At 54.9% G+C, this 23,380-nt stretch carries 18 protein-coding genes, 1 tRNA gene and 1 other RNA gene; 11 read left to right on the plus strand and 9 right to left on the minus strand.

All coding sequences use genetic code 11. From position 1 onward, the window contains the following. Nucleotides 1-651 carry a two-component system response regulator NarL gene (gene narL, locus ACJBF3_RS05380; RefSeq protein WP_008499531.1) on the minus strand — a complete coding sequence of 217 codons (651 nt, stop codon included), beginning with the start codon at nucleotides 649-651 and terminating at the stop codon, nucleotides 1-3. Then, a complete protein-coding gene (narX, locus tag ACJBF3_RS05385; protein WP_045329426.1) occupies nucleotides 644-2,440 on the minus strand; it encodes a nitrate/nitrite two-component system sensor histidine kinase NarX in 1,797 nt (598 codons plus the stop codon). Before narX ends, narL begins: the two co-directional genes overlap by 8 nt. A gap of 309 nt (nucleotides 2,441-2,749) precedes the next feature. Between narX and ACJBF3_RS05390 the strand changes: the two genes are divergently transcribed. From ACJBF3_RS05390 to narI, 5 genes are all read left to right on the plus strand, one after another. After that, nucleotides 2,750-4,147, plus strand: a complete 1,398-nt coding sequence (locus tag ACJBF3_RS05390) for a NarK family nitrate/nitrite MFS transporter (protein WP_045329425.1) — start codon at nucleotides 2,750-2,752, stop codon at nucleotides 4,145-4,147. 381 nt (nucleotides 4,148-4,528) lie between these two features. Further along, nucleotides 4,529-8,272, plus strand: coding sequence for a nitrate reductase subunit alpha (locus tag ACJBF3_RS05395; protein ID WP_045329424.1), 3,744 nt, complete (start codon nucleotides 4,529-4,531; stop codon nucleotides 8,270-8,272). Beyond that, a complete protein-coding gene (narH, locus tag ACJBF3_RS05400; RefSeq protein ID WP_045329423.1) occupies nucleotides 8,269-9,804 on the plus strand; it encodes a nitrate reductase subunit beta in 1,536 nt (511 codons plus the stop codon). Before ACJBF3_RS05395 ends, narH begins: the two co-directional genes overlap by 4 nt. Further along, nucleotides 9,801-10,511 (plus strand): nitrate reductase molybdenum cofactor assembly chaperone, encoded by a 711-nt coding sequence (gene narJ, locus ACJBF3_RS05405; RefSeq protein WP_045329422.1) that lies wholly within the window; start codon nucleotides 9,801-9,803, stop codon nucleotides 10,509-10,511. Before narH ends, narJ begins: the two co-directional genes overlap by 4 nt. Continuing rightward, nucleotides 10,511-11,188 carry a respiratory nitrate reductase subunit gamma gene (gene narI / locus ACJBF3_RS05410; protein WP_045329421.1) on the plus strand — a complete coding sequence of 226 codons (678 nt, stop codon included), beginning with the start codon at nucleotides 10,511-10,513 and terminating at the stop codon, nucleotides 11,186-11,188. The genes narJ and narI overlap by 1 nt, the downstream gene beginning before the upstream one ends. Here narI and ACJBF3_RS05415 read toward each other — a convergent pair. Then, a complete protein-coding gene (locus ACJBF3_RS05415; RefSeq protein WP_045329420.1) occupies nucleotides 11,185-12,081 on the minus strand; it encodes a DMT family transporter in 897 nt (298 codons plus the stop codon). The genes narI and ACJBF3_RS05415 overlap by 4 nt on opposite strands. Before the next feature lie 108 nt (nucleotides 12,082-12,189). Here ACJBF3_RS05415 and ACJBF3_RS05420 point away from each other — a divergent pair, with 108 nt between their 5' ends. After that, on the plus strand, nucleotides 12,190-12,633 hold the full coding sequence (locus ACJBF3_RS05420) for an Lrp/AsnC family transcriptional regulator (protein WP_045329463.1): 444 nt from the start codon (nucleotides 12,190-12,192) through the stop codon (nucleotides 12,631-12,633). A gap of 76 nt (nucleotides 12,634-12,709) precedes the next feature. On the opposite strand, the gene ACJBF3_RS05425 is transcribed toward ACJBF3_RS05420, so the two are convergent. From ACJBF3_RS05425 to ACJBF3_RS05440, 4 genes are all read right to left on the minus strand, one after another. Beyond that, nucleotides 12,710-12,840: non-coding RNA, RtT sRNA (locus ACJBF3_RS05425), on the minus strand. Between the two features lie 45 nt (nucleotides 12,841-12,885). Further along, nucleotides 12,886-12,970, minus strand: a tRNA-Tyr gene (locus ACJBF3_RS05430). 157 nt (nucleotides 12,971-13,127) lie between these two features. Next, nucleotides 13,128-13,970, minus strand: a complete 843-nt coding sequence (purU, locus tag ACJBF3_RS05435; RefSeq protein ID WP_023312104.1) for a formyltetrahydrofolate deformylase — start codon at nucleotides 13,968-13,970, stop codon at nucleotides 13,128-13,130. 46 nt (nucleotides 13,971-14,016) lie between these two features. Further along, nucleotides 14,017-14,475, minus strand: a complete 459-nt coding sequence (locus ACJBF3_RS05440) for a YchJ family protein (protein ID WP_045329419.1) — start codon at nucleotides 14,473-14,475, stop codon at nucleotides 14,017-14,019. A gap of 115 nt (nucleotides 14,476-14,590) precedes the next feature. On the opposite strand from ACJBF3_RS05440, the gene rssA reads away from it, so the two are divergent. The 3 genes from rssA (at nucleotide 14,591) to galU (ending at nucleotide 17,707) form a co-directional block, all read left to right on the plus strand. Continuing rightward, nucleotides 14,591-15,493: a patatin-like phospholipase RssA gene (gene rssA / locus ACJBF3_RS05445; protein ID WP_045329418.1), complete on the plus strand. Its 903-nt coding sequence runs from the start codon at nucleotides 14,591-14,593 to the stop codon at nucleotides 15,491-15,493. 91 nt (nucleotides 15,494-15,584) lie between these two features. After that, entirely contained in the window at nucleotides 15,585-16,598 is a 1,014-nt protein-coding gene (gene rssB / locus ACJBF3_RS05450; protein ID WP_045329417.1) for a two-component system response regulator RssB, read from the plus strand. A 200-nt stretch (nucleotides 16,599-16,798) separates the two neighbouring features. Continuing rightward, on the plus strand, nucleotides 16,799-17,707 hold the full coding sequence (gene galU / locus ACJBF3_RS05455; RefSeq protein ID WP_045329415.1) for a UTP--glucose-1-phosphate uridylyltransferase GalU: 909 nt from the start codon (nucleotides 16,799-16,801) through the stop codon (nucleotides 17,705-17,707). A gap of 201 nt (nucleotides 17,708-17,908) precedes the next feature. On the opposite strand, the gene hns is transcribed toward galU, so the two are convergent. Then, the gene (gene hns / locus ACJBF3_RS05460) at nucleotides 17,909-18,322 is read right to left on the minus strand and encodes a histone-like nucleoid-structuring protein H-NS (protein WP_008502781.1); all 414 of its coding nucleotides are present in this window, start codon (nucleotides 18,320-18,322) and stop codon (nucleotides 17,909-17,911) included. A gap of 549 nt (nucleotides 18,323-18,871) precedes the next feature. Between hns and tdk the strand changes: the two genes are divergently transcribed. Next, nucleotides 18,872-19,486 (plus strand): thymidine kinase, encoded by a 615-nt coding sequence (gene tdk / locus ACJBF3_RS05465; RefSeq protein ID WP_045329414.1) that lies wholly within the window; start codon nucleotides 18,872-18,874, stop codon nucleotides 19,484-19,486. Between the two features lie 65 nt (nucleotides 19,487-19,551). On the opposite strand, the gene adhE is transcribed toward tdk, so the two are convergent. Beyond that, on the minus strand, nucleotides 19,552-22,230 hold the full coding sequence (adhE, locus tag ACJBF3_RS05470; RefSeq protein WP_045329413.1) for a bifunctional acetaldehyde-CoA/alcohol dehydrogenase: 2,679 nt from the start codon (nucleotides 22,228-22,230) through the stop codon (nucleotides 19,552-19,554). A 478-nt stretch (nucleotides 22,231-22,708) separates the two neighbouring features. On the opposite strand from adhE, the gene ACJBF3_RS05475 reads away from it, so the two are divergent. Beyond that, nucleotides 22,709-23,356 (plus strand): YchE family NAAT transporter, encoded by a 648-nt coding sequence (locus ACJBF3_RS05475; protein WP_032641031.1) that lies wholly within the window; start codon nucleotides 22,709-22,711, stop codon nucleotides 23,354-23,356. The last annotated feature ends 24 nt before the right edge of the window (nucleotides 23,357-23,380 follow it).

The raw sequence follows: 23,380 nt of genomic DNA on the forward strand, positions 1-23,380 counted from the left end.
TTAGAATATGCGTTCCTGATGCACCCACACGGCGGCCTCAACGCGGGATTTCAGCTTCATTTTCTTCAGCATATGCTTCACGTGCACTTTCACCGTGCTTTCGGTGATGTCCAGGCGGCGGGCGATCATTTTGTTCGGCAGCCCCTGGGCAATCAGTTTGAGGATATCGCGCTCGCGCGGCGTGAGCTGGCTGACGTCACGGTCAGAGGTGGCGCGATTGGCCCGCAGGCTGGCGGCCAGCACCGGCGTTAAGGCTTCGCTGAGCACCATCTCGCCCGCTGCCGCCTGCTGCAGCGCCTTAAGCAGGTCTTCCGGCTCCATGTCCTTCAGCAAATAGCCATCCGCCCCGCGCTTCAGCGCCGTGACCACGTCCTCTTCATGGTTCGACACGCTAAAGACGACGATGCGTCCGGAAAGCGATTTTTCCCGCAGCTTGTCGAGCGTTTCCAGACCGTTCATGCCCGGCATATTCAGATCGAGCAGGATCAGATCGGGATCGAGGGATTCGGCAAGCTCAATGCCCTGTTCGCCGTTGCTGGCTTCGCCTACTACGGTGATATCGGGTGCCATGCTGACCAGCTGTTTCACGCCAGTGCGCAGCATCGGATGGTCGTCGATCAACAGGATGGATGCCGGTTCCTGATTAGTCATGGGTTTCTCCTTGAGCAGTTGTAAGCGGTTTTTCGGGAATAAAGGTGACGACAACTTCCGTGCCGCCCATCTCTCTCCGGCGAACCTGGCAATCACCGCGCAGGCTTTGGGCGCGGTCTCGCATGATAATTAAACCATAGTGGTTAGTGCGTTCGGCATTTTCCGGCACGCCGCGGCCGTTGTCGTGAACCGTGAGCTTCACCTGATTGTCGTGCTGGCTGACGGTGACCGTAACCGCCGTCGCGTCAGCGTGTTTGAGCACGTTGCTCAACGCTTCGCGGGCGATCTGCAGTAAATGGATGGCCTGATGGGAAGGGACAAACCGCGGCGGCAGCTGATAATCCAGCTTCACCGGGAACCCCAGCCGGGCGCTAAATTCGTGGCAGCTGGCTTCCAGCGCCGGGCGCAGGCCAGGCTCGGTCAGCTGCAGGCGGAAGGTGGTCAGCAGCTCGCGTAGCTGCACCCAGGAGGTGTTCAGCTCGTTGCGGATCTGGCTGAGCAGCTGCTTATTGCTTTCCGGCATCTGCGCATCCTGCATCTGCAGGCAGCTCACCTGCATTTTCATACAGGAGAGCGACTGGGCGATGGAGTCGTGCAGCTCGCGGGCAATGGTGGCGCGCTCTTCCATGACGATCAGCTGCTGCTGTTTCTCCTGATGCCTGTCGAGCGCCAGCGTGGCCGTCAGCTGTTCAACCAGCGTATCCACCAGCTGCTGCTGGTCGTGGCTCAGGTGACGCCCCGCGGGCAGGGTCGCCAGCAAAATACCGTACTGGGTGTGGCTGTCGGTCAGGCGCCACTTCAGGGTGGTGCCGCCGGAGGTCAGCGGCGGCAGGCCGCGAGGGCAAAGATGGCAGCCTTTGTCATCACAGGACATATCGGACTGGCAGGTAAATTCCTGATGGTTATCTTCGTCCTCCACATCGTAAACCCGCAGCTCCAGGTCGCGAAGCAGGGTCAGATTTTGCAGGCCGTTCAGCACCGGCGAGAGGCGTTCACATAGCGGCACCTGCATGTGCAGCCGACGGTTGGCCTGCCACAGGAAGGAGAGGATCTCGTTTTTCTGCTCCAGCCCGGCCGTTTTTTCCTGAACGCGCTGTTCCAGCACCGCGTAGCTCTCGGAGAGCTCAGCCGACATGGTGTTGAGCGCCTGGCCGAGCATCGCCATCTCGTTGCGCCCGCTGATGTGCGTGCGCTGGGTAAAATCGCGGGCGGTGACAGCACGCGCCATGGCCAGCAGCTGTTTCCAGGGGTTCAGCAGCCGCGCGCGAAGCCAGAGGATGGTGAAAATCAGCAGCAGCCCCATAAACAGCGCCATGCCGCGGTGCACCATCACCACCCGGTCAATGCGTAGTTCGGTCGTCTGGTCGAAAGAGGAGACCAGAGCATCAATGCGAGAGACGAACCCCGCCACGTCCTGCGCAACGGTTGCCGTACCTCGGGCCTGTTTCAGGCCGGGCTCAAGCTGGGTGTGCCAGTAGCCCTGAAGGGCTTTAAGCTGAGGTTGCTGGCCGGCGCGAATGGCGGCATTCTCCAGTTCGGGGCTGAAGACCGTGCGCTCCATTTCAGCAATCAGGGGCTGTTCCTCCTGCGTCAGGGGAACCGACGCCAGCAGGCGATAGCTCTGCATGCGAAGGGAGCCTGCCTCGTTGATGGCATGCGCATTACCCTGTACGCCCTGTACCAGCCAGCCGGAGATTGCCATGCCGGTTACGCCGATGGCGGTGGACAGCAAGACGATCAGCGCGAGCTGATTGACGAGCGTCAGCGGAGAAAAACATCTTTTTAACATAGAGGTGGCGTGCTCCTGACGTGGCCTGCCTGCAGGAATGGCGCTATTCTGGTGCATACCCTGGAGTATACCCATACCTATAAATGATTACTCCCAAATTGCCAGCGGAGTATGCGTTAAAGGGTAGGGAGAGCAGGGACGCGTCAGCGCCGTGAAAAACCACGTCTTTTTTACCGAAATAACCTACTCACTAAGGATAAGGCCTTATTTTGCGCCGCAAATCCTCGCACTTTTCCTTTGATTTATATCAACTTACCGCCGCCCTAAAACCCTAATGTTTGCAGCATCATTCGAGTATCAGAGGTGTCTATGAGTCACTCATCCGCTCCCGAAAGGGAAAATGGTGCCGTTATTACAGACTGGCGTCCAGAGGATCCGGCGTTCTGGCAACAGCGCGGCCATCGTGTAGCCAGCCGGAATCTGTGGATTTCCGTGCCGTGTTTGTTATTAGCGTTTTGCGTATGGATGTTGTTTAGTGCAGTGGCGGTCAATCTGCCAAAAGTTGGGTTTAGCTTCACAACCGATCAGCTGTTTATGCTGACCGCGCTGCCGTCGCTGTCAGGCGCGCTGCTGCGCGTACCTTACGCGTTTATGGTGCCGGTGTTTGGCGGTCGTCGCTGGACGGCGTTCAGTACGGGCATCATGATCGTCCCCTGCGTGTGGCTCGGCTTTGCGGTGCAGGATACGTCCACGCCGTTTAGCGTGTTCGTGATTATCTCCCTGCTGTGCGGTTTCGCGGGGGCGAACTTCGCCTCCAGCATGGCAAACATCAGCTTCTTCTTCCCGAAAGCGAAGCAGGGCGGCGCGCTGGGCATTAACGGCGGTCTGGGGAATATGGGCGTGAGCGTGATGCAGCTGATTGCGCCGCTGGCGATCTCGGTTTCTATTTTTGCGGCCTTTGGCGGCGGTGGCGTTGAGCAGGCGGATGGTTCTTCCCTCTATCTGCAGAACGCCGCCTGGATCTGGGTTCCTTTCCTGGTGGTCTTCACCCTCGCAGCCTGGTTCTTTATGAATGACCTGTCCGCGTCGAAGGCGTCGCTGAGCGAACAGCTGCCGGTGCTGAAGCGTGGACACCTCTGGGTGATGGCGCTGCTGTATCTGGCCACCTTCGGTTCGTTTATCGGCTTCTCGGCGGGCTTCGCGATGCTGTCGAAAACGCAGTTCCCGGACGTGCAGATCCTGCAGTTTGCCTTCTTCGGGCCATTTATTGGCGCCCTTGCCCGCTCGCTGGGCGGCATGGTGTCTGACCGACTGGGCGGTACCCGCGTGACGCTGGTTAACTTCGTCGTGATGGCGGTCTTCTGCGCGCTGCTGTTCCTCACGCTGCCGGCCGACGGGCAGGGCGGGAACTTCATCGCCTTCTTCGGCGTATTTATGGTGCTATTCCTGACGGCCGGGCTGGGAAGTGCCTCTACCTTCCAGATGATCTCCGTGATCTTCCGTAAGCTGACCATGGATCGCGTGAAGGCGCAGGGTGGAAGCGAAGAGCAGGCGATGCGCGAAGCGGCGACCGATACCGCCGCGGCGCTCGGCTTTATCTCTGCTATCGGCGCAATCGGCGGCTTCTTTATCCCGAAAGCGTTCGGTATCTCTCTGGACCTGACCGGCTCTCCGGCGGGCGCAATGAAAGTTTTCCTCGTCTTCTATATCGCCTGCGTTGTGATTACGTGGCTGGTATATGGCCGTAATACCAAGAAAAATAAGTAAGTGTGATTATCCGTTTGCGCGGCCTTGGGGCCGCGTTTTTTTTAGGCTGAATAATAGTTACAACATACTTAACACTTATATGGCAAATGCCTGCTGCGACACCGCGATCGCCCTCGCTTTGCAGGGGGGTCTACCCCTTAATACCTGAGATGTTAAATTTTGACTTGCTTTTTGTACGATAAAATAAAAATAACGATATATTTCATAGTGATATGATTTTCTGAGAGATACCGCTTTGGTGGTATTTAGCCTAACCCCATCCCTGAAAGTCCCTCCTCGGCTTGATCGTTATCAATTCTCCCCCTCTTTCAGGGCGTTACTTTCGCTGCAAATCAGCAATGTCGATTTAGAGAGCCACAGGCTCCACACAGGAGATACCCGATGAGCAAATTTTTGGACCGGTTTCGCTACTTCAAACAGAAGGGTGAAACTTTTGCCGATGGGCACGGCCAGGTTCTGGATACCAACCGGGACTGGGAAGACGGTTACCGCCAGCGCTGGCAGCATGACAAAGTCGTCCGTTCGACCCACGGCGTGAACTGTACTGGCTCATGTAGCTGGAAGATTTTCGTTAAAAACGGTCTGGTGACGTGGGAAATGCAGCAGACCGACTATCCGCGCACCCGCCCGGATATGCCAAACCACGAACCGCGCGGCTGCCCGCGTGGCGCCAGCTACTCCTGGTATCTCTACAGCGCCAACCGTCTGAAATACCCGCTGATGCGCAAGCGCCTGATGAAAATGTGGCGTGAAGCGAAGGTTCAGCACAGCGATCCGGTTGACGCCTGGGCGTCCATCATTGAAGACGCCGACAAAGCAAAAAGCTTCAAACAGGCTCGCGGTCGCGGCGGCTTTGTTCGCTCTTCGTGGAAAGAGGTGAACGAGCTGATTGCCGCCTCCAACGTCTATACCGTTAAAACCTACGGCCCTGACCGCGTGGCGGGCTTCTCGCCAATCCCGGCGATGTCGATGGTCTCCTACGCGTCAGGCGCGCGCTATCTCTCCCTGATTGGCGGGACCTGCCTGAGCTTCTACGACTGGTACTGCGACCTGCCGCCTGCGTCGCCGCAGACCTGGGGCGAGCAGACCGACGTGCCGGAATCCGCGGACTGGTACAACTCCAGCTATATCATCGCCTGGGGCTCTAACGTGCCGCAGACCCGTACTCCGGACGCGCACTTCTTTACCGAAGTTCGCTACAAAGGCACCAAAACCGTGGCGGTGACCCCGGACTACGCCGAAATCGCCAAGCTCTGCGATCTGTGGCTGGCGCCGAAACAGGGTACCGATGCCGCAATGGCGATGGCGATGGGCCACGTCATGCTGCGCGAGTTCCACCTCGACAAGCCGAGCCAGTACTTCACCGACTACGTGCGCCGCTACACCGACATGCCGATGCTGGTGATGCTGGAAGAGCGTGACGGCTACTATGCCGCGGGCCGCACGCTGCGCGCTGCCGATCTGGTGGACGCGCTGGGCCAGGAAAATAACCCGGAGTGGAAAACCGTTGCGTATAACAGCAACGGGGAGCTGGTGGCGCCGAACGGCTCTATCGGCTTCCGCTGGGGCGAGAAGGGCAAGTGGAACCTTGAGCAGCGTAACGCCACCACCGGCGAAGAGACGGAGCTGCGCCTGAGCATGCTGGGCAGTCAGGACGAGATTGCCGAGGTCGGCTTCCCGTACTTCGGCGGCGACGGCACCGAGCACTTCAACAAGGTTGAGCTGCAGAACGTGCTGATGCACAAACTGCCGGTTAAACGCCTGACGTTAGCCGACGGCACTACTGCGCTGGTCACCACCGTTTATGACCTGACCATGGCGAACTATGGTCTGGAACGCGGTTTGGGCGACGAAAACTGCGCAACCGGCTATGACGACGTGAAGGCCTACACCCCGGCCTGGGCGGAACAGATTACCGGCGTGCCTCGCGCACAGATCACCCGTATCGCACGCGAATTTGCGGAAAACGCCGATAAGACACACGGTCGCTCCATGATCATCGTCGGCGCGGGTCTGAACCACTGGTACCACCTCGATATGAACTACCGTGGGCTGATCAACATGCTGATGTTCTGCGGCTGCGTCGGCCAGAGCGGCGGCGGCTGGGCGCACTACGTGGGCCAGGAAAAGCTGCGTCCGCAGACCGGCTGGCAGCCGCTGGCGTTTGCCCTCGACTGGCAGCGTCCGGCGCGCCACATGAACAGTACCTCCTACTTCTATAACCACTCCAGCCAGTGGCGCTACGAAACGGTGACCGCGCAGGAGCTGCTGTCGCCAATGGCGGATAAATCGCGCTACAGCGGCCACCTGATTGACTTCAACGTGCGCGCCGAGCGCATGGGCTGGCTGCCGTCCGCGCCGCAGCTGGGCACTAACCCGCTGCGCATTGCCGAAGCGGCGAAGAAGGCGGGCATGTCGCCGGTGGACTACACCGTGAAATCCCTGAAGGACGGCTCAATCCGCTTTGCGGCTGAGCAGCCAGAGAACGGTAAAAACCATCCGCGTAACCTGTTCATCTGGCGCTCCAACCTGCTGGGCTCGTCCGGTAAAGGCCACGAGTACATGCTGAAATACTTGCTCGGTACCGAAAACGGTATTCAGGGGAAAGATCTCGGCAAGCAGGGCGGCGTGAAGCCGGAAGAGGTGGAGTGGAAAGACAACGGCCTGGACGGCAAGCTGGATCTGGTGGTCACCCTCGACTTCCGCCTGTCCAGCACCTGCCTGTACTCGGACATCGTGCTGCCAACCGCGACCTGGTACGAAAAAGACGACATGAATACCTCGGATATGCATCCGTTTATTCATCCGCTGTCTGCGGCGGTTGACCCGGCGTGGGAATCGAAAAGCGACTGGGATATCTACAAAGACATCGCGAAGACATTCTCCGAAGTGTGCGTAGGGCATCTGGGCAAAGAAACTGACGTGGTGACGCTGCCCATCCAGCACGACTCCGCTGCCGAACTGGCGCAGCCGCTGGACGTGAAGGACTGGAAAAAAGGCGAATGCGACCTGATCCCGGGCGTCACCGCGCCGCACATCATTCCGGTTGAACGCGACTATCCGGCAACGTACGAACGCTTTACCTCCGTCGGCCCGCTGATGGAGAAAATCGGTAACGGCGGGAAAGGGATCGCCTGGAACACTCAGAGCGAAATGGACCTGCTGCGCAAGCTCAACTACACCAAAGCGGACGGCCCGGCGAAAGGCCAGCCCATGCTGAATACGGCAATTGATGCGGCAGAGATGATCCTGACCCTGGCCCCGGAAACCAACGGTCAGGTGGCGGTGAAGGCCTGGGCGGCGCTGAGCGAGTTTACCGGCCGCGACCATACGCACCTGGCGCTGAATAAAGAAGACGAAAAAATTCGCTTCCGCGATATTCAGGCCCAGCCGCGCAAGATTATCTCCAGCCCGACCTGGTCAGGCCTGGAAGATGAGCACGTGTCCTATAACGCGGGTTACACCAACGTTCACGAGCTGATCCCATGGCGCACCCTGTCAGGCCGTCAGTCGCTGTATCAGGATCACCAGTGGATGCGCGACTTCGGCGAAAGCCTGCTGGTCTATCGTCCGCCGATTGACACCCGCTCGGTGAAAGAGGTGATGGGCGACAAATCCAACGGCAATCCTGAGAAAGCGCTGAACTTCCTGACGCCGCACCAGAAGTGGGGGATCCACTCCACCTACAGCGACAACCTGCTGATGCTGACGCTGGGGCGCGGCGGTCCGATTGTGTGGATGAGCGAAGCGGACGCCAAAGAGCTGGGCATCAAAGATAACGACTGGATCGAGGTGTTTAACAGCAACGGTGCCCTGACCGCGCGTGCGGTAGTAAGCCAGCGCGTGCCGGCCGGGATGACCATGATGTACCACGCGCAGGAACGTATCGTGAACCTGCCGGGTTCAGAGATAACGGAGCAGCGCGGCGGTATTCATAACTCCGTAACCCGCATTACGCCGAAGCCAACCCACATGATCGGCGGCTATGCGCAGCTGGCCTACGGCTTTAACTACTACGGTACGGTAGGGTCTAACCGCGATGAGTTCGTGGTGGTACGTAAGATGAAGAATATTAACTGGTTAGACGGCGAAGGTAATGACCAGGTACAGGAGAGCGTAAAATGAAAATTCGTTCACAAGTCGGCATGGTGCTGAATCTGGATAAATGCATCGGCTGTCATACCTGCTCGGTCACCTGTAAAAATGTCTGGACCAGCCGTGAAGGTATGGAGTACGCCTGGTTCAACAACGTTGAGACTAAGCCGGGCACCGGCTTCCCGACCGACTGGGAAAACCAGGAGAAGTACAAGGGCGGCTGGATCCGCAAGATCAACGGCAAAATTCAGCCGCGCATGGGTAACCGTGCAATGCTGCTGGGTAAAATCTTCGCTAACCCGCACCTGCCGGGCATCGACGATTATTACGAGCCGTTTGACTTCGACTATCAAAACCTCACTCACGCGCCGGAAGGCAAGCATCAGCCGATTGCGCGCCCGCGCTCGCTGATTACCGGCCAGCGTATGGCGAAAATCGAAAAAGGTCCGAACTGGGAAGACGATCTGGGCGGCGAGTTCGAGAAGCTGTCGAAAGACCAGAACTTCGAAAACATGCAGAAGGCGATGTACGGCCAGTTTGAAAACACCTTCATGATGTATCTGCCGCGCCTGTGCGAGCACTGCCTCAACCCGGCGTGCGTGGCGACCTGCCCGAGCGGTGCCATCTACAAGCGCGAAGAGGACGGCATCGTACTGATCGACCAGGACAAGTGCCGCGGCTGGCGTATGTGCATCACCGGCTGCCCGTACAAAAAAATCTACTTCAACTGGAAGAGCGGCAAGTCTGAGAAGTGCATCTTCTGCTATCCGCGTATCGAAGCCGGCATGCCGACGGTCTGCTCAGAGAGCTGCGTAGGCCGTATCCGCTACCTCGGCGTGCTGCTGTACGACGCGGACGCGATTGAAAACGCAGCCAGCACCGAGCACGAAAAAGATCTGTACCAGCGTCAGCTGGACGTGTTCCTCGATCCGCACGATCCGAAGGTGATTGAGCAGGCGCTGAAGGACGGCATTCCGCAGAGCGTGATCGACGCGGCGCAGCAGTCGCCGGTCTACAAAATGGCGATGGACTGGAAGCTGGCCCTGCCGCTGCACCCGGAATACCGCACCCTGCCGATGGTCTGGTACGTGCCGCCGCTGTCGCCGATCCAGTCTGCTGCCGATGCGGGCGAGCTGGGCAGCAACGGCATTCTGCCGGACGTCGAAAGCCTGCGCATTCCGGTTCAGTACCTGGCTAACCTGCTGACCGCAGGGGATACCCAGCCGGTACTGCTCGCGCTGAAGCGTATGCTGGCGATGCGCCACTTCAAGCGTGCGGAAACCGTAGACGGCGTGACCGATACCCGCGCGCTGGAGGAGGTCGGTCTGAGCGAAGCGCAGGCGCAGGAGATGTACCGCTATCTGGCGATTGCCAACTACGAAGACCGTTTCGTGGTGCCGAGCAGCCACCGCGAGCTGGCCCGCGAGGCCTTCCCGGAAAAAAGCGGCTGTGGCTTTAGTTTTGGCGACGGTTGCCACGGGTCAGACAGCAAATTCAACCTGTTCAACAGCCGCCGCATCGACGCCATGGACGTGACCAGTAAAACGGAGCCGCACTCATGATTGAACTCGTCATTGTTTCGCGTCTGCTCGAATACCCGGACGCTGCGCTTGTGCAGCACCAGCAGGAACTCTTTGATGCACTTGCGTCTTCTGAAAATCTGGATAAAGAGGATGCCCAGACGCTTAGCGTTTTCCTCCGCGACCTGTTAGCGCGCGATCTTCTCGACGCGCAGGCGGACTACAGCCAGCTGTTTGACCGCGGACGCGCAACCTCGTTACTGCTGTTCGAACACGTTCACGGTGAATCCCGCGACCGCGGTCAGGCGATGGTGGATCTGATGGCCCAGTACGAGCAGCACGGCCTGCTGCTCGACAGCCGCGAGCTGCCGGACCATCTGCCGCTGTACCTGGAGTATCTGGCGCAGCTGCCGAAAGACGAGGCGCTGGGCGGCCTGCAGGATATCGCCCCTATCCTGGCGCTGCTCGGCGCGCGTCTTCAGCAGCGCGAGAGCCGCTATGCGGTCTTGTTCGATCTGCTGGTGAAGCTGGCGAACGCCGCTGTCGACAGTGAAAAAGTGGCGGAGAAAATCGCCGATGAAGCCCGCGACGATACCCCGCAGGCGCTGGATGCGGTCTGGGAAGAAGAGCAGGTGAAATTCTTTGCTGACCAGAGCTGCGGCGAGTCTGAAATTTCCGCTCACCAGCGTCGTTTTGCCGGGGCGGTCGCTCCGCAATATTTGAATATCTCTAACGGAGGACGGCACTAATGCACTTCCTGAATATGTTCTTCTTTGACATTTACCCGTATATCGCGGGCACCGTGTTCCTGGTGGGAAGCTGGCTGCGCTATGACTACGGTCAGTACACCTGGCGTGCCGCCTCCAGCCAGATGCTGGATCGTAAGGGGATGCACGTTGCGTCTAACCTGTTCCACATCGGTATTCTGGGGATTTTTGCCGGGCACTTTCTCGGGATGCTGACGCCGCACTGGATGTATGAAGCGTGGCTCCCCATCGAGGTGAAGCAGAAGATGGCGATGATCGCCGGCGGTGCCTGCGGCGTGATGACCCTCGTGGGTGGCCTGCTGCTGCTGAAACGTCGTCTGCTCAGCCCGCGCGTGCGTGCGACCACAACCGCCGCGGACATCCTGATCCTCTCCCTGCTGGTGGTGCAGTGTGCGCTGGGCCTGCTGACCATTCCGTTCTCGGCGCAGCATATGGACGGCAGTGAAATGATGAAGCTGGTCGGCTGGGCGCAGTCCGTGGTGACCTTTCGCGGCGGCGCGTCCGCGCACCTGGACGGCGTGGCGTTTATCTTCCGCGTTCACCTGGTGCTGGGCATGACGCTGTTTGTGCTGTTCCCGTTCTCCCGTCTGGTGCACATCTGGAGCGCGCCGGTGGAGTACCTGACGCGCAAATACCAGATTGTACGCGCCCGTCGCTAATTCACCGTTTTAATACCAACCCCGCATTCGCGGGGTTTTTTTTCGCCCCAGCCCAGGTTGTTACCCGCCGCGGCAAACAGGATCAGCGCGCCGCCCGCCAGCTGCGTCAGGTTCAGCGCGTGTCCGAACACCAGATTATCGACAACGATCGCCACCACCGGATAGATAAACGACAGGGAGCCGGTTATGGGCGTAGGGAGCTTCTGAATCGCGCTGTAGAGCAGCTGGTACATAATGCCGGTATGGACGATGCCCAGCGTCAGCAGGATCGGCCAGGGAAAATCACCGGAAAATGACGGCAGGCTGGCAAACGGTAAGAGCATCACGACCCCCGTCAGCACCTGGATAAAGGCAATATGCTGCGGTGCGATGGATTTCAGCTTGCGGGCAATAATGGCCGTGACGGCGTAGAAAAAAGCCGCGGCCAGGGCCAGGCCGATTCCGGCGAACCATTCACCGCCATGCGTGCCATTCAGCTCGCTGGAGAGCAGTATTACCACGCCGCCAAAGGCGAGTAACAGCCAGCCCCATTTCGCCAGGCTGACGCGCTCGCCTAAAAACATCCCCATCAGTACCAGCATAAACGGCTGGGTGTTATACACCACGGTCGAAAGACCAATCGAGATCCGCTCATAGGCTGCGAAGAGCAGCAGCCAGTTCACCACGAGCGCCACGCCGCCGAGAATGGCCAGCAGCAGCGTGGTGCGGGTGAGGGGGCTGAAGGGCTTTTGACTGACCCGGATAAAAATAAAAAGCGCCATAGCCCCGATAAGACAGCGCCAGAACACCACTTCCGTCACCGGCAGACCGCTGAGTAAAACAAACGCACCGATAGAGCCGGAAATTAACATCGCGAGGCTCATTTGCCACACGCCTTTATGGAAATCACGCATCGTTCACCTCCTGATTTAATGACGCTATTGTCGAAAATCGCTGTCGGGTTTTACAGAGGTGATATAAGGTGAAAAAGAGTAATGGCTTTTTAAAATTAGGTAAAAATGATGGAATACCTTCTCGATGAGATGGACCGACAAATTTTAGCCTGTCTGGTAGAGGATGCGCGTATGTCCCTGAAGGTGCTCAGCGGGCGTATTGGCCTGACCTCGCCCAGTACGGCAGAGCGTCTGAAAAGGCTGGAAGAACGGGGCGTGATCCAGGGGTATGGCGCACGGGTGAATCTGGCGGCACTGGGGTACACGCTGCAGGCGCTGGTGCGCGTGCGGCCTTTACCGGGGCTGTTGCAGAAGGTGGATAAGTACATTCAGGCAATGCCGGAGTGTATTGAGAGCGACAAAGTCACCGGGGAAGATTGCTTTGTGATTAGGCTGGTGGTGCGCTCCATAGCGCAGCTGGATGTGCTGCTGGACGGGCTGGCGGAGCATGCTCAGTGCAATACGTCTATTGTGAAGAGTTCGCCAGTGACGCGGCGATTGCCACCGATGTAGCCGTCTGTTGCCGGGTGGCGGCTGCGCCTTACCCGGCCTACAAAGGCGGACTCGGTTTTTTATGTTGAGGAAGTGATGGTGGTGGGGGAAGGATGACTCGGCGCGTTGCGCCTCGCCCTTCGGGTCGTTGCCTGCGGCAACGCTTTCTCGCTACGCTCGAATCGAACCTTAGTCGAAGCTTCTCATCCTTCCCCGTTACGGAAATGCATGATGCCTGATGCGAAAAGAAGGTTTGGAGTTATTTGGAAGTGATGGTGGTGGGGGAAGGATTCGAACCTTCGAAGTCGATGACGGCAGATTTACAGTCTGCTCCCTTTGGCCGCTCGGGAACCCCACCACGGGGTAATGCTTTTTACTGGCCTGCTTCCTGCTGGAAGCGGGGCGCATCATATCAAATGAGACGCCCCTGTAAAGCATTCCTTTAGGGAAATGACGCTGTTTGCCTGCTTTTTATCCGTAAAGGCGCAAAGCTAATCAATTCATTTTCCGAAAGATTAAAGAATGATGGTTCTGTTGCCGTAAACGAAGACCCGCTGCGCCAGCACCTGATACAGCGCACGGCTTAACACATTTTTCTCAACGTCACGGCCTGCACGCATCATGTCCTCGGCAGTGTAGGTGTGATCTACGTGAATCACGTCCTGCATGATGATAGGACCTTCGTCCAGGTTGTCGTTCACATAGTGAGCGGTCGCGCCGATGATTTTCACGCCGCGCTCGTACGCCTGGTGATAGGGACGCGCACCAATAAAGGCCGGCAGGAACGAGTGGTGAATGTTGATGATCTTGTTCGGGAAACGCGCCACGAAGGAGGGCGTTAACACGCGCATGTATTTCGCCAGCACCACGTAGTCAGGGTTATGCGCTTCAATAGCCTGCGCCATCAGGTCGTCGTGTTCTTCGCGGGTATGCCCTTCGTGGCTTACCAGCTCGAACGGAATATCAAAACGCTCAACCAGCGTGCGCAGCGTCTCGTGGTTGCCAATGACGGCGGCGATTTCAACGTCCAGACCACCGTAGTTGGCCTTCATTAACAGATCGCCCAGGCAGTGCGCTTCTTTGGTCACGAGGATGACGATGCGGCGTCGACCGGCTGGGGTCAGTTCGCGCACGGAACCTTCCGGCAGCGCGCTGTCGAGATCGGCAAGCAGGGTGGTGTCGTTGAAAATACCTTCGAGTTCGGTACGCATAAAGAAGCGGCCGGTACGGTGGTCAACGAACTCGTTGTTCTGCACGATATTCAGTTCATGCTTGTAGCAAATGTTGGTAATTCGTGCGATTAGCCCTTTTTGATCGGGACAGATAGTGCGCAGAACTTTACGTTGTAATGATTGCATCGCCGGGAAATCCTGTTTGTATTTGCGAAATCTGGGTTGTCAGGCATTACTGCCCGCAACACTTTTTAAATTTTTTACCTGAACCACATGGACAGGGATCGTTACGACCAAGCTGCGGGCGCGTTCCGTCAATATAATACCACTGCCCGCTTTCCTTTAAGAACCGGGAACGCTCGATAATGGCGCCAGGCTTAGTGTTCTCGATAAAGCGGGCGACAAAGCTCACGTAACCTTCATCAACATGACTGCCGGTTGACGATTCATAGACGGTAAGGCCGAGCCATTGCGTGTTCGCAAACCCGGCTTCGATCTCCTGCCTGAATTCCGCAGCGCGGCAGGACGGGTGCCAGGTTTTTATCAGGTAGTCTGCGTCTTTGATCACAAAAGCAGTATACCGTGAACGCATGAGGTGTGACGGGTCTGGTGCAACCTGATTGCCGGAAAGATATCGCTGGCAACATAGGCTATACTCCAGAGCGCTACCACAAGGGCAGAGTTGAGACACGATTCTCTTCCTGGAACAAAAAAATAAAGGCGTTAAACGCTTCGGGTAGCACTATGTTAACTGAGCTGTTGCGTTGACGCTATGTCAGGAATCCAGGGGAAGTAAAACAGGGCTAATGAGAAAGGTTAAAATTGGACTGGCGCTGGGCTCAGGTGCAGCCCGGGGATGGTCGCACATCGGCGTGATTAATGCCCTAAACAAGATGGGCATTGACGTTGATATTGTTGCAGGGTGTTCAATAGGCTCGCTGGTGGGCTCCGCCTACGCGTGCGGGAAGCTTCCTGAACTCGAGACGTGGGTACGCTCCTTCAGCTACTGGGACGTGCTGCGTCTGATGGACGTCTCATGGCAGCGTGGTGGACTGTTACGCGGCGAACGCGTCTTTAACCAGTTCCGCCAGGTTATGCCTCTCGATAACTTCACTGATTGTAAGATGCCCTTCGGCGCCGTCGCGACGAACCTCAGTACGGGACGCGAACTCTGGCTGACCGAAGGGGATATTCACCTCGCGGTTCGTGCCTCATGCAGTATCCCAGGGCTTATGGCCCCGGTTCCCCACAACGGCTACTGGCTTGTCGACGGTGGCGTTGTGAACCCGGTACCCATCTCTCTGACCCGTGCGATGGGGGCAGATATCGTGATTGCCGTCGACCTGCAGCACGACGCCCACCTGATGCAACAGGATCTCATGCCGGTCAATCTCCAGAGCGAAGATGCCGAGGGCGAGAAGCTGGCCTGGCATGAGCGCCTGCGCGGAAGAATCGGGCGTATGGCCGCTCGTCGCTCGGTTGCGGCGCCGACGGCGATGGAAATCATGACCACGTCAATCCAGGTGCTGGAAAATCGCCTTAAGCGCAATCGCATGGCGGGCGACCCGCCAGATATTCTTATTCAGCCTTACTGTCCGCAAATATCTACCCTTGATTTCCATCGGGCTGAGGCCGCCATCGCAGCGGGCTCGTTAGCCGTCGAAAAGAAAATGGACGAATTGTTGCCTTTTGTGCAAGCAGCACGTTAAGCACCTTTTTTTGATTACTTCAGCAAAATCTGACAGGCGATAGTGCCGATCGCATGCCACTATTTAGTAACTGTCAGCCAGGGGAGGAACCATGACGCAGCCATTGGCCGGAAAACACATTTTGATTGTTGAAGACGAGCCCGTTTTCCGATCGCTACTGGATTCGTGGTTATCCTCGCTGGGAGCAATCACTTCACTGGCTGAAGATGGCGTCGACGCGCTGGAAAAAATGATCGGCATTACGCCCGATTTGATGATTTGCGACATTGCGATGCCGCGCATGAACGGGCTGAAGCTGGTTGAACATCTGCGTAACGAAGGTAACCAGACGCCGATTCTGGTGATTTCTGCCACAGAGAATATGGCCGACATTGCCAAAGCATTGCGTCTTGGCGTTCAGGATATTCTGCTTAAGCCGGTCAAGGATCTAAACCGGCTCCGTGAAACGGTTTTAGCGTGCCTTTATCCCAATATGTTCAATTCCCGCGTTGAGGAAGAGGAGCGTCTTTTCCAGGACTGGGATGCCCTGGTGAGTAATCCGCCTGCCGCAGCGAAACTTTTGCAAGAACTCCAGCCGCCCGTACAGCAAACTATTTCACACTGTCGCGTAAATTATCGCCAGCTGGTGGCGGCCGACCAGCCTGGACTGGTGCTGGATATTGCACCTCTTTCGGATTCCGACCTCGCGTTTTATTCTCTGGATGTCACCCGGGCGGGGGACAATGGTGTATTAGCCGCGTTACTTCTTCGCGCGCTATTTAATGGATTGCTGCAGGAACAGTTATCGCATCAGGGACAGCGGCTGCCGGAGTTAGGCAGTTTACTCAAACAGGTAAACCAGCTTTTTCGCCAGGCCAATTTGCCTGGACAGTTCCCGCTGCTGGTCGGCTATTACCACAGTGGTTTAAAAAATCTGATCCTCGTTTCAGCGGGTCTCAACGCTTCACTGAATACCGGTGAACATCATATTCAGGTGAGTAACGGTGTGCCCCTTGGAACACTGGGAACGGCTTACCTTAATCAAATTAGCCACCGCTGTTCCTCCTGGCAGTGCCAAATTTGGGGCGCCGGGGGAAGGCTACGCTTAATGTTGTCCACGGAATAAGCAATTGGATCTTATTTTTAAGATTGCTTTACCTGTGTTTTACGGGGAGTGCTACTATCGCTGCCCAGTTTCATGCGTATTTGTCCTAATTGATCGGCAACGCGTTCTTTTCAGACCCGGACTGTGGGGCGAGGCTGATATACTCAACGCGTTATTTATTGCATAAAAGTTCAAAACTTGAACAGCTCAGGAGAATTTGAATGGCTGCCCTAAATTCGAAAGTCAGAAAGGCCGTCATCCCGGTAGCGGGATTGGGGACCAGGATGTTACCAGCAACTAAGGCGATTCCTAAAGAGATGCTGCCTCTGGTTGATAAGCCATTAATCCAGTATGTCGTCAATGAATGTATCGCAGCCGGCATTACGGAAATTGTGCTGGTTACGCATTCATCAAAAAACTCTATCGAAAACCATTTCGATACAAGCTTTGAACTTGAAGCCATGCTGGAAAAGCGTGTTAAGCGTCAGCTGTTAGAAGAAGTTCAGTCTATTTGCCCTCCACACGTGACCATTATGCAGGTTCGTCAGGGACTGGCTAAAGGCCTGGGCCACGCTGTTATGTGTGCACATCCTGTTGTGGGTGATGAGCCTGTTGCGGTCATTCTGCCTGACGTTATTCTGGACGAATATGAATCCGATCTTTCTCAGGATAACCTGGCTGAGATGATCAAGCGTTTCGACGAAACCGGTAGCAGCCAGATTATGGTTGAGCCTGTTGAAGACGTAACGGCATACGGCGTGGTTGACTGCAAAGGCGTTAACCTTGAGCCGGGCGAAAGCGTACCTATGGTTGGCGTGGTAGAGAAGCCTAAAGCCGACGTCGCGCCTTCAAACCTGGCTGTGGTAGGTCGCTATGTCCTGAGCGCTGAAATCTGGCCTCTGCTGGCGAAAACGCCTCCAGGCGCGGGTGATGAGATCCAGCTGACGGATGCTATCGATATGCTGATCGAGAAAGAGACCGTTGAGGCTTACCATATGAAAGGTAAGAGCCACGACTGCGGTAATAAGCTCGGTTATATGCAGGCGTTTGTCGAATATGGTATTCGCCACAATACCCTTGGTGAAGAATTTAAAACCTGGCTCAAAGAGAGCGCAGGTATTAAGAAATAAGCCAAGGCTGCAAACGTTCTAAACCGGTGAGGCGTTGCCCACCGGTTTTTTTATGCCCGTCACACGCCGGTAGCCCTCTTGATTGTAAGCGTTTTGAAAGCGCTGAATAACGCTTCATGACAGAGTGTAAGGGGATGTTTGCGATAAATTTTGGTTAAAAAAAATCCCGCATTACGCGGGATTTTTCTGAATGTGGCGTGATTAATCCTTGATCAGGAAATCATCCAGCTGTTTACCTTGCTCATCCATGGCTTTCTTGATAACAGCAGGAGTGCGACCCTGGCCAGTCCAGGTTTTAGTTTCGCCGTTCTCGTCAACGTAGCTATATTTAGCAGGACGAGCAGCACGCTTGGCTTTGGTACCGGTTTTAGCTGCAGCCATGCTGTTCAGCAATTCATTTGGATCGATACCATCAGCAATCAGCATTTCGCGATACTGCTGCAGTTTACGAGTACGCTCTTCGATTTCAGCGGCAGCAGCGCTTTCTTCTTCGCGACGTTCATTAACTACAACTTCTAATTTTTCCAGCATTTCTTCAAGCGTTTCGAGGGTGCATTCTCTTGCCTGCGCACGAAGAGTACGGATGTTGTTCAGAATTTTAAGTGCTTCGCTCATTGTAGTAATCTCAAACTTATAATGGGGGGTGGTTTGTTGACCTAATAATAGAGCCATAAATTCAGATGTGCAATAGCCAGGAATGTAAGGAATTCAAAAAATACTAAATAATGGCACTATTATTAATTACGCTAACTTAAATTTCATCAGCCGACAGTCTCGCTTGTTATCACGTAAACCTGCTTAACCCGGTCGATTGCATCTTTTTTTTGTGACATTTACCGCAGGAATTATAGTTGCGACGGATAAATATCAGCCTTTTGTATTAGTTCCCTCTCACGATGTTAAGACTGAAATAGTTAATAAATGGTGAATTTTAATGGACGGTGATTCCACTATAAAAAGAAGTGTTATGTCTGATTGAACATATAACCTATTGGCCTGACTGAATGCGTTTACTTCATGTTTTAACGGATTATTTTCGTCAACAGACGGTTCTGAACTTCGTGCTAAACCGCATCCTCTGTGCGCTGTATCGCTGATGACCGGACAAAATATGGTACAATGACTCATCGGGAATATTACACATTGATTAGGGTTTTACGGCCAATGGCACAACTTTATTTCTACTATTCGGCGATGAATGCCGGTAAATCCACCGCATTGCTGCAGTCCTCGTACAATTACCAGGAGCGAGGGATGCGCACCGTTGTCTACACGGCTGAAATTGACGATCGCTTTGGCGCAGGAAAGGTGAGCTCCAGAATAGGGCTCTCGTCGCCTGCCAGGCTGTTTAACCCGAAAACCGATCTGTTTGAAGACATTCGCACCGAACATGCTTCACAGCCCATTCACTGTGTTCTGGTCGATGAAAGCCAGTTTCTCACGCGTGAACAGGTTCACGAACTTTCCGAGGTAGTAGATGAGCTTGATATCCCCGTACTTTGTTACGGGCTGCGCACAGATTTTCGCGGTGAGCTCTTTGCCGGGAGTCAGTACCTGCTCGCGTGGTCTGATAAACTTGTCGAACTAAAAACGATCTGCTTCTGCGGTCGTAAAGCCAGTATGGTGCTTCGTCTCGATCAGGCCGGAAAACCCTATGCAGACGGTGAGCAGGTGGTGATAGGCGGAAATGAACGCTACGTATCGGTATGTCGTAAGCATTATAAAGAAGCGTTGTCTGTAGGCTCTCTGACGGCCATTCAGCACGATAACAGACAATAACGTCAGCCCAGTTATTCAAACATAAAAAAACCCGCCATTAAGGCGGGTTTTTCGTTAGCGGTCAATTAAGCGCTTTTCTTCGCTTTCTTGTCAGCTTTGATGACAGGAGCTTCAGTTTTCACTGCTGCAACGTCACCTTCTTTGAACTCACGACCGTAGTAGGTATCCAGCAGAATCTGTTTCAGTTCGGAGATCAGTGGGTAGCGCGGGTTAGCACCAGTACACTGGTCATCGAATGCATCTTCAGACAGCTTGTCTACGTGAGCGAGGAAGTCAGCTTCCTGTACGCCTGCTTCACGGATAGATTTAGGAATACCCAGCTCAGCCTTCAGGCTTTCCAGCCATGCCAGCAGTTTCTCAATCTTCGCAGCAGTACGGTCGCCCGGCGCGCTCAGACCAAGGTGATCTGCGATTTCAGCATAGCGACGACGTGCTTGCGGACGGTCGTACTGGCTGAACGCAGTCTGCTTGGTTGGGTTGTCGTTCGCGTTATAACGGATAACGTTGCTGATCAACAGGGCGTTCGCCAGACCGTGAGGAATGTGGAACTGTGAACCCAGCTTGTGCGCCATAGAGTGGCAAACACCCAGGAAGGCGTTCGCAAACGCGATACCGGCGATGGTTGCTGCACTGTGAACGCGTTCACGTGCTACCGGGTTTTTAGAGCCTTCGTTGTAGGACGCTGGCAGGTTTTCTTTCAGCAGTTTCAGAGCCTGCAGAGCCTGGCCGTCAGAGAACTCAGATGCCAGTACAGAAACGTAGGCTTCCAGGGCGTGAGTTACCGCATCCAGACCACCGAACGCACACAGTGACTTAGGCATTTCCATGACCAGGTTGGCATCAACGATAGCCATGTCTGGGGTCAGTGCATAGTCAGCCAGTGGGTATTTCTGACCGGTTGCGTCATCTGTTACCACTGCGAATGGCGTCACTTCTGAACCGGTACCGGAAGTGGTGGTAACCGCGATCATTTTCGCTTTTACGCCCATTTTCGGGAACTTGTAGATACGTTTACGGATGTCCATAAAGCGCAGCGCCAGTTCTTCGAAGTGGGTTTCAGGATGCTCGTACATGACCCACATGATTTTCGCGGCGTCCATTGGGGAACCACCACCCAGTGCGATAATCACATCTGGTTTGAAGGAGTTAGCCAGCTCAGCACCTTTACGTACTACGCTCAGGGTAGGGTCAGCTTCAACTTCAAAGAACACTTCAGTTTCAACACCAGCTGCTTTCAGCACAGAGGTGATCTGGTCAGCGTAGCCGTTGTTAAACAGGAAACGGTCAGTCACGATGAGCGCACGTTTGTGGCCATCAGTAATCACTTCATCCAGCGCGATTGGCAGTGAGCCACGGCGGAAGTAGATAGATTTCGGAAGTTTGTGCCACAACATGTTTTCAGCTCGCTTAGCAACGGTTTTCTTGTTGATCAGGTGTTTAGGACCAACGTTTTCAGAGATGGAGTTACCACCCCAGGAACCACAACCCAGAGTCAGGGAAGGTGCGAGTTTGAAGTTGTACAGGTCACCGATACCACCCTGAGACGCAGGGGTGTTGATCAGGATACGGGCAGTTTTCATCATCTGACCGAAGTGAGCAACACGCTCTGGCTGGTTATCCTGGTCGGTGTACAGACATGAGGTGTGACCAATACCGCCCATGGCAACCAGCTTCTCAGCTTTCTCTACCGCGTCTTCGAAATCTTTCGCACGGTACATGGCAAGCGTAGGAGACAGTTTTTCGTGTGCAAAAGGCTCGCTTTCGTCAACAACTGTCACTTCACCGATCAGGATTTTAGTGGTTGCCGGAACGGTAAAGCCTGCAAGTTCAGCAATTTTATACGCTGGCTGACCCACGATAGCGGCGTTCAGCGCGCCATTTTTCAGGATGATGTCCTGAACTGCTTTCAGCTCTTTGCCCTGCAGCAGGTAACCGCCGTGGCTAGCGAAGCGTTCACGAACGGCATCGTATACGGAGTCGACAACAACAACAGACTGTTCAGATGCACAGATTACGCCGTTATCGAAGGTTTTAGACATCAGTACAGATGCAACAGCACGTTTGATGTCAGCGGTTTCGTCGATAACAACAGGGGTGTTACCTGCGCCCACACCGATGGCTGGTTTACCGGAACTGTATGCCGCTTTAACCATGCCAGGACCACCGGTCGCCAGAATCAGGTTAATGTCAGGGTGATGCATCAGGGCATTGGAGAGCTCAACGGAAGGTTGGTCGATCCAGCCAATCAGATCTTTTGGCGCGCCAGCAGCGATGGCCGCCTGCAGGACAATATCTGCCGCTTTGTTAGTCGCGTCTTTCGCACGTGGGTGTGGAGAGAAGATAATTGCGTTACGGGTCTTCAGGCTAATCAGTGATTTGAAGATAGCAGTAGACGTTGGGTTAGTCGTTGGAACAATACCGCAGATGATGCCGATAGGTTCAGCGATGGTGATAGTACCGAAGGTGTCGTCTTCGGACAGCACGCCACAGGTTTTCTCATCTTTATAGGCGTTGTAGATATACTCGGAAGCAAAGTGGTTTTTGATCACCTTATCTTCCACGATACCCATGCCGGATTCGGCAACGGCCATTTTCGCGAGAGGGATTCGAGCATCTGCAGCAGCCAGTGCGGCCGCGCGGAAGATTTTATCAACCTGTTCTTGGGTGAAATTGGCATATTCACGCTGGGCCTTTTTAACGCGCTCGACGAGGGCGTTCAGTTCAGCGATATTAGTAACAGCCATAATGCTCTCCTGATAATGTTTAAACTCTTTTAGTAAACCAGCGCTCGATACGTCACACAGTATAGACAGAGCCGATACGACTTGCTTAACATAAAGTAAAACAAAGAGTTACTTTATGCTTTAGCACACTAATTTACTAAAAGAGCCTTACCTTAGCATCATCCCTTTTTGTCAGGTGACCTCCCTGGGGGTGTAACCAAGATTACTCACTTCTGAGTACGAAAATCATGATCTGTGTCAATTTTCTCCCAAGCTGATACCTTTCAGCAGGGTTATTTTGTGCTGATTTTTCCAGTGTTAAATAATTACGTAAGTATTGGAAGCGGGGCTATCATTGATTATACATATGTTTAACATCCTGAAATGATAACGTTTTGGTACAGATTTCAAGTGAAGTATGCTGATAAAAAGGGTATCTTCAGCGCGATTTCTCACGACAAATTGTCAGTCCAGGGCATGTGTATAAGCGGAGCAAAACGTGATCCAAACGCTCTTTGATTTTCCAACGTATTTTAAATTTTTTATTGGTTTGTTTGCCCTGGTCAACCCGGTGGGGATCATTCCTGTCTTCATTAGTATGACGAGTTACCAGACGGCGGCGGCCAGGAATAAGACCAACCTCACCGCGAACCTGTCGGTGGCTATTATCTTGCTCACCTCCCTTTTTCTGGGTGACGCCATTCTGCAGATCTTCGGGATCTCGATTGATTCTTTCCGCATTGCGGGTGGGATCCTGGTCGTGACCATCGCCATGTCCATGATCAGCGGTAAGCTTGGCGAGGATAAACAGAACAAACAGGAGAAGTCAGAAACCGCCATCCGCGAAAGCATCGGCGTGGTGCCGCTGGCTTTACCGCTCATGGCCGGTCCCGGTGCCATCAGTTCAACCATTGTCTGGGGTACGCGTTACCATAGCCTGATGCACCTGATTGGCTTTTCCGTCGCCATTGCGCTTTTCGCCCTCTGCTGTTGGGGCGTATTCCGCATGGCGCCCTGGCTGGTGCGCCTGTTGGGGCAGACCGGCATCAACGTTATAACGCGTATCATGGGCCTGCTGTTGATGGCGTTAGGCATTGAATTCATTGTCACGGGTATTAAAAGCATTTTCCCCGGTTTGCTGCACTGATATTTCGTATGAAAGAACGGAGCA

It is taken from the genome of Enterobacter sp. PP-008-ECC_S150, assembly GCF_045257065.1.
Taxonomy (GTDB): domain Bacteria; phylum Pseudomonadota; class Gammaproteobacteria; order Enterobacterales; family Enterobacteriaceae; genus Enterobacter; species Enterobacter chengduensis.

Coding starts and splice junctions, on each gene's coding strand:
- tdk (WP_045329414.1), top strand. CDS start 18,872: ATGGCACAACTTTATTTCTACTATTCGGCGATGAATGCCGGTAAATCC.
- narH (WP_045329423.1), top strand. CDS start 8,269: ATGAAAATTCGTTCACAAGTCGGCATGGTGCTGAATCTGGATAAATGC.
- ACJBF3_RS05415 (WP_045329420.1), bottom strand. CDS start 12,081: ATGCGTGATTTCCATAAAGGCGTGTGGCAAATGAGCCTCGCGATGTTA.
- adhE (WP_045329413.1), bottom strand. CDS start 22,230: ATGGCTGTTACTAATATCGCTGAACTGAACGCCCTCGTCGAGCGCGTT.
- purU (WP_023312104.1), bottom strand. CDS start 13,970: ATGCAATCATTACAACGTAAAGTTCTGCGCACTATCTGTCCCGATCAA.
- ACJBF3_RS05420 (WP_045329463.1), top strand. CDS start 12,190: ATGGAATACCTTCTCGATGAGATGGACCGACAAATTTTAGCCTGTCTG.
- ACJBF3_RS05390 (WP_045329425.1), top strand. CDS start 2,750: ATGAGTCACTCATCCGCTCCCGAAAGGGAAAATGGTGCCGTTATTACA.
- galU (WP_045329415.1), top strand. CDS start 16,799: ATGGCTGCCCTAAATTCGAAAGTCAGAAAGGCCGTCATCCCGGTAGCG.
- hns (WP_008502781.1), bottom strand. CDS start 18,322: ATGAGCGAAGCACTTAAAATTCTGAACAACATCCGTACTCTTCGTGCG.
- narL (WP_008499531.1), bottom strand. CDS start 651: ATGACTAATCAGGAACCGGCATCCATCCTGTTGATCGACGACCATCCG.
- rssA (WP_045329418.1), top strand. CDS start 14,591: ATGAGAAAGGTTAAAATTGGACTGGCGCTGGGCTCAGGTGCAGCCCGG.
- ACJBF3_RS05395 (WP_045329424.1), top strand. CDS start 4,529: ATGAGCAAATTTTTGGACCGGTTTCGCTACTTCAAACAGAAGGGTGAA.
- narX (WP_045329426.1), bottom strand. CDS start 2,440: ATGTTAAAAAGATGTTTTTCTCCGCTGACGCTCGTCAATCAGCTCGCG.
- narI (WP_045329421.1), top strand. CDS start 10,511: ATGCACTTCCTGAATATGTTCTTCTTTGACATTTACCCGTATATCGCG.
- rssB (WP_045329417.1), top strand. CDS start 15,585: ATGACGCAGCCATTGGCCGGAAAACACATTTTGATTGTTGAAGACGAG.
- narJ (WP_045329422.1), top strand. CDS start 9,801: ATGATTGAACTCGTCATTGTTTCGCGTCTGCTCGAATACCCGGACGCT.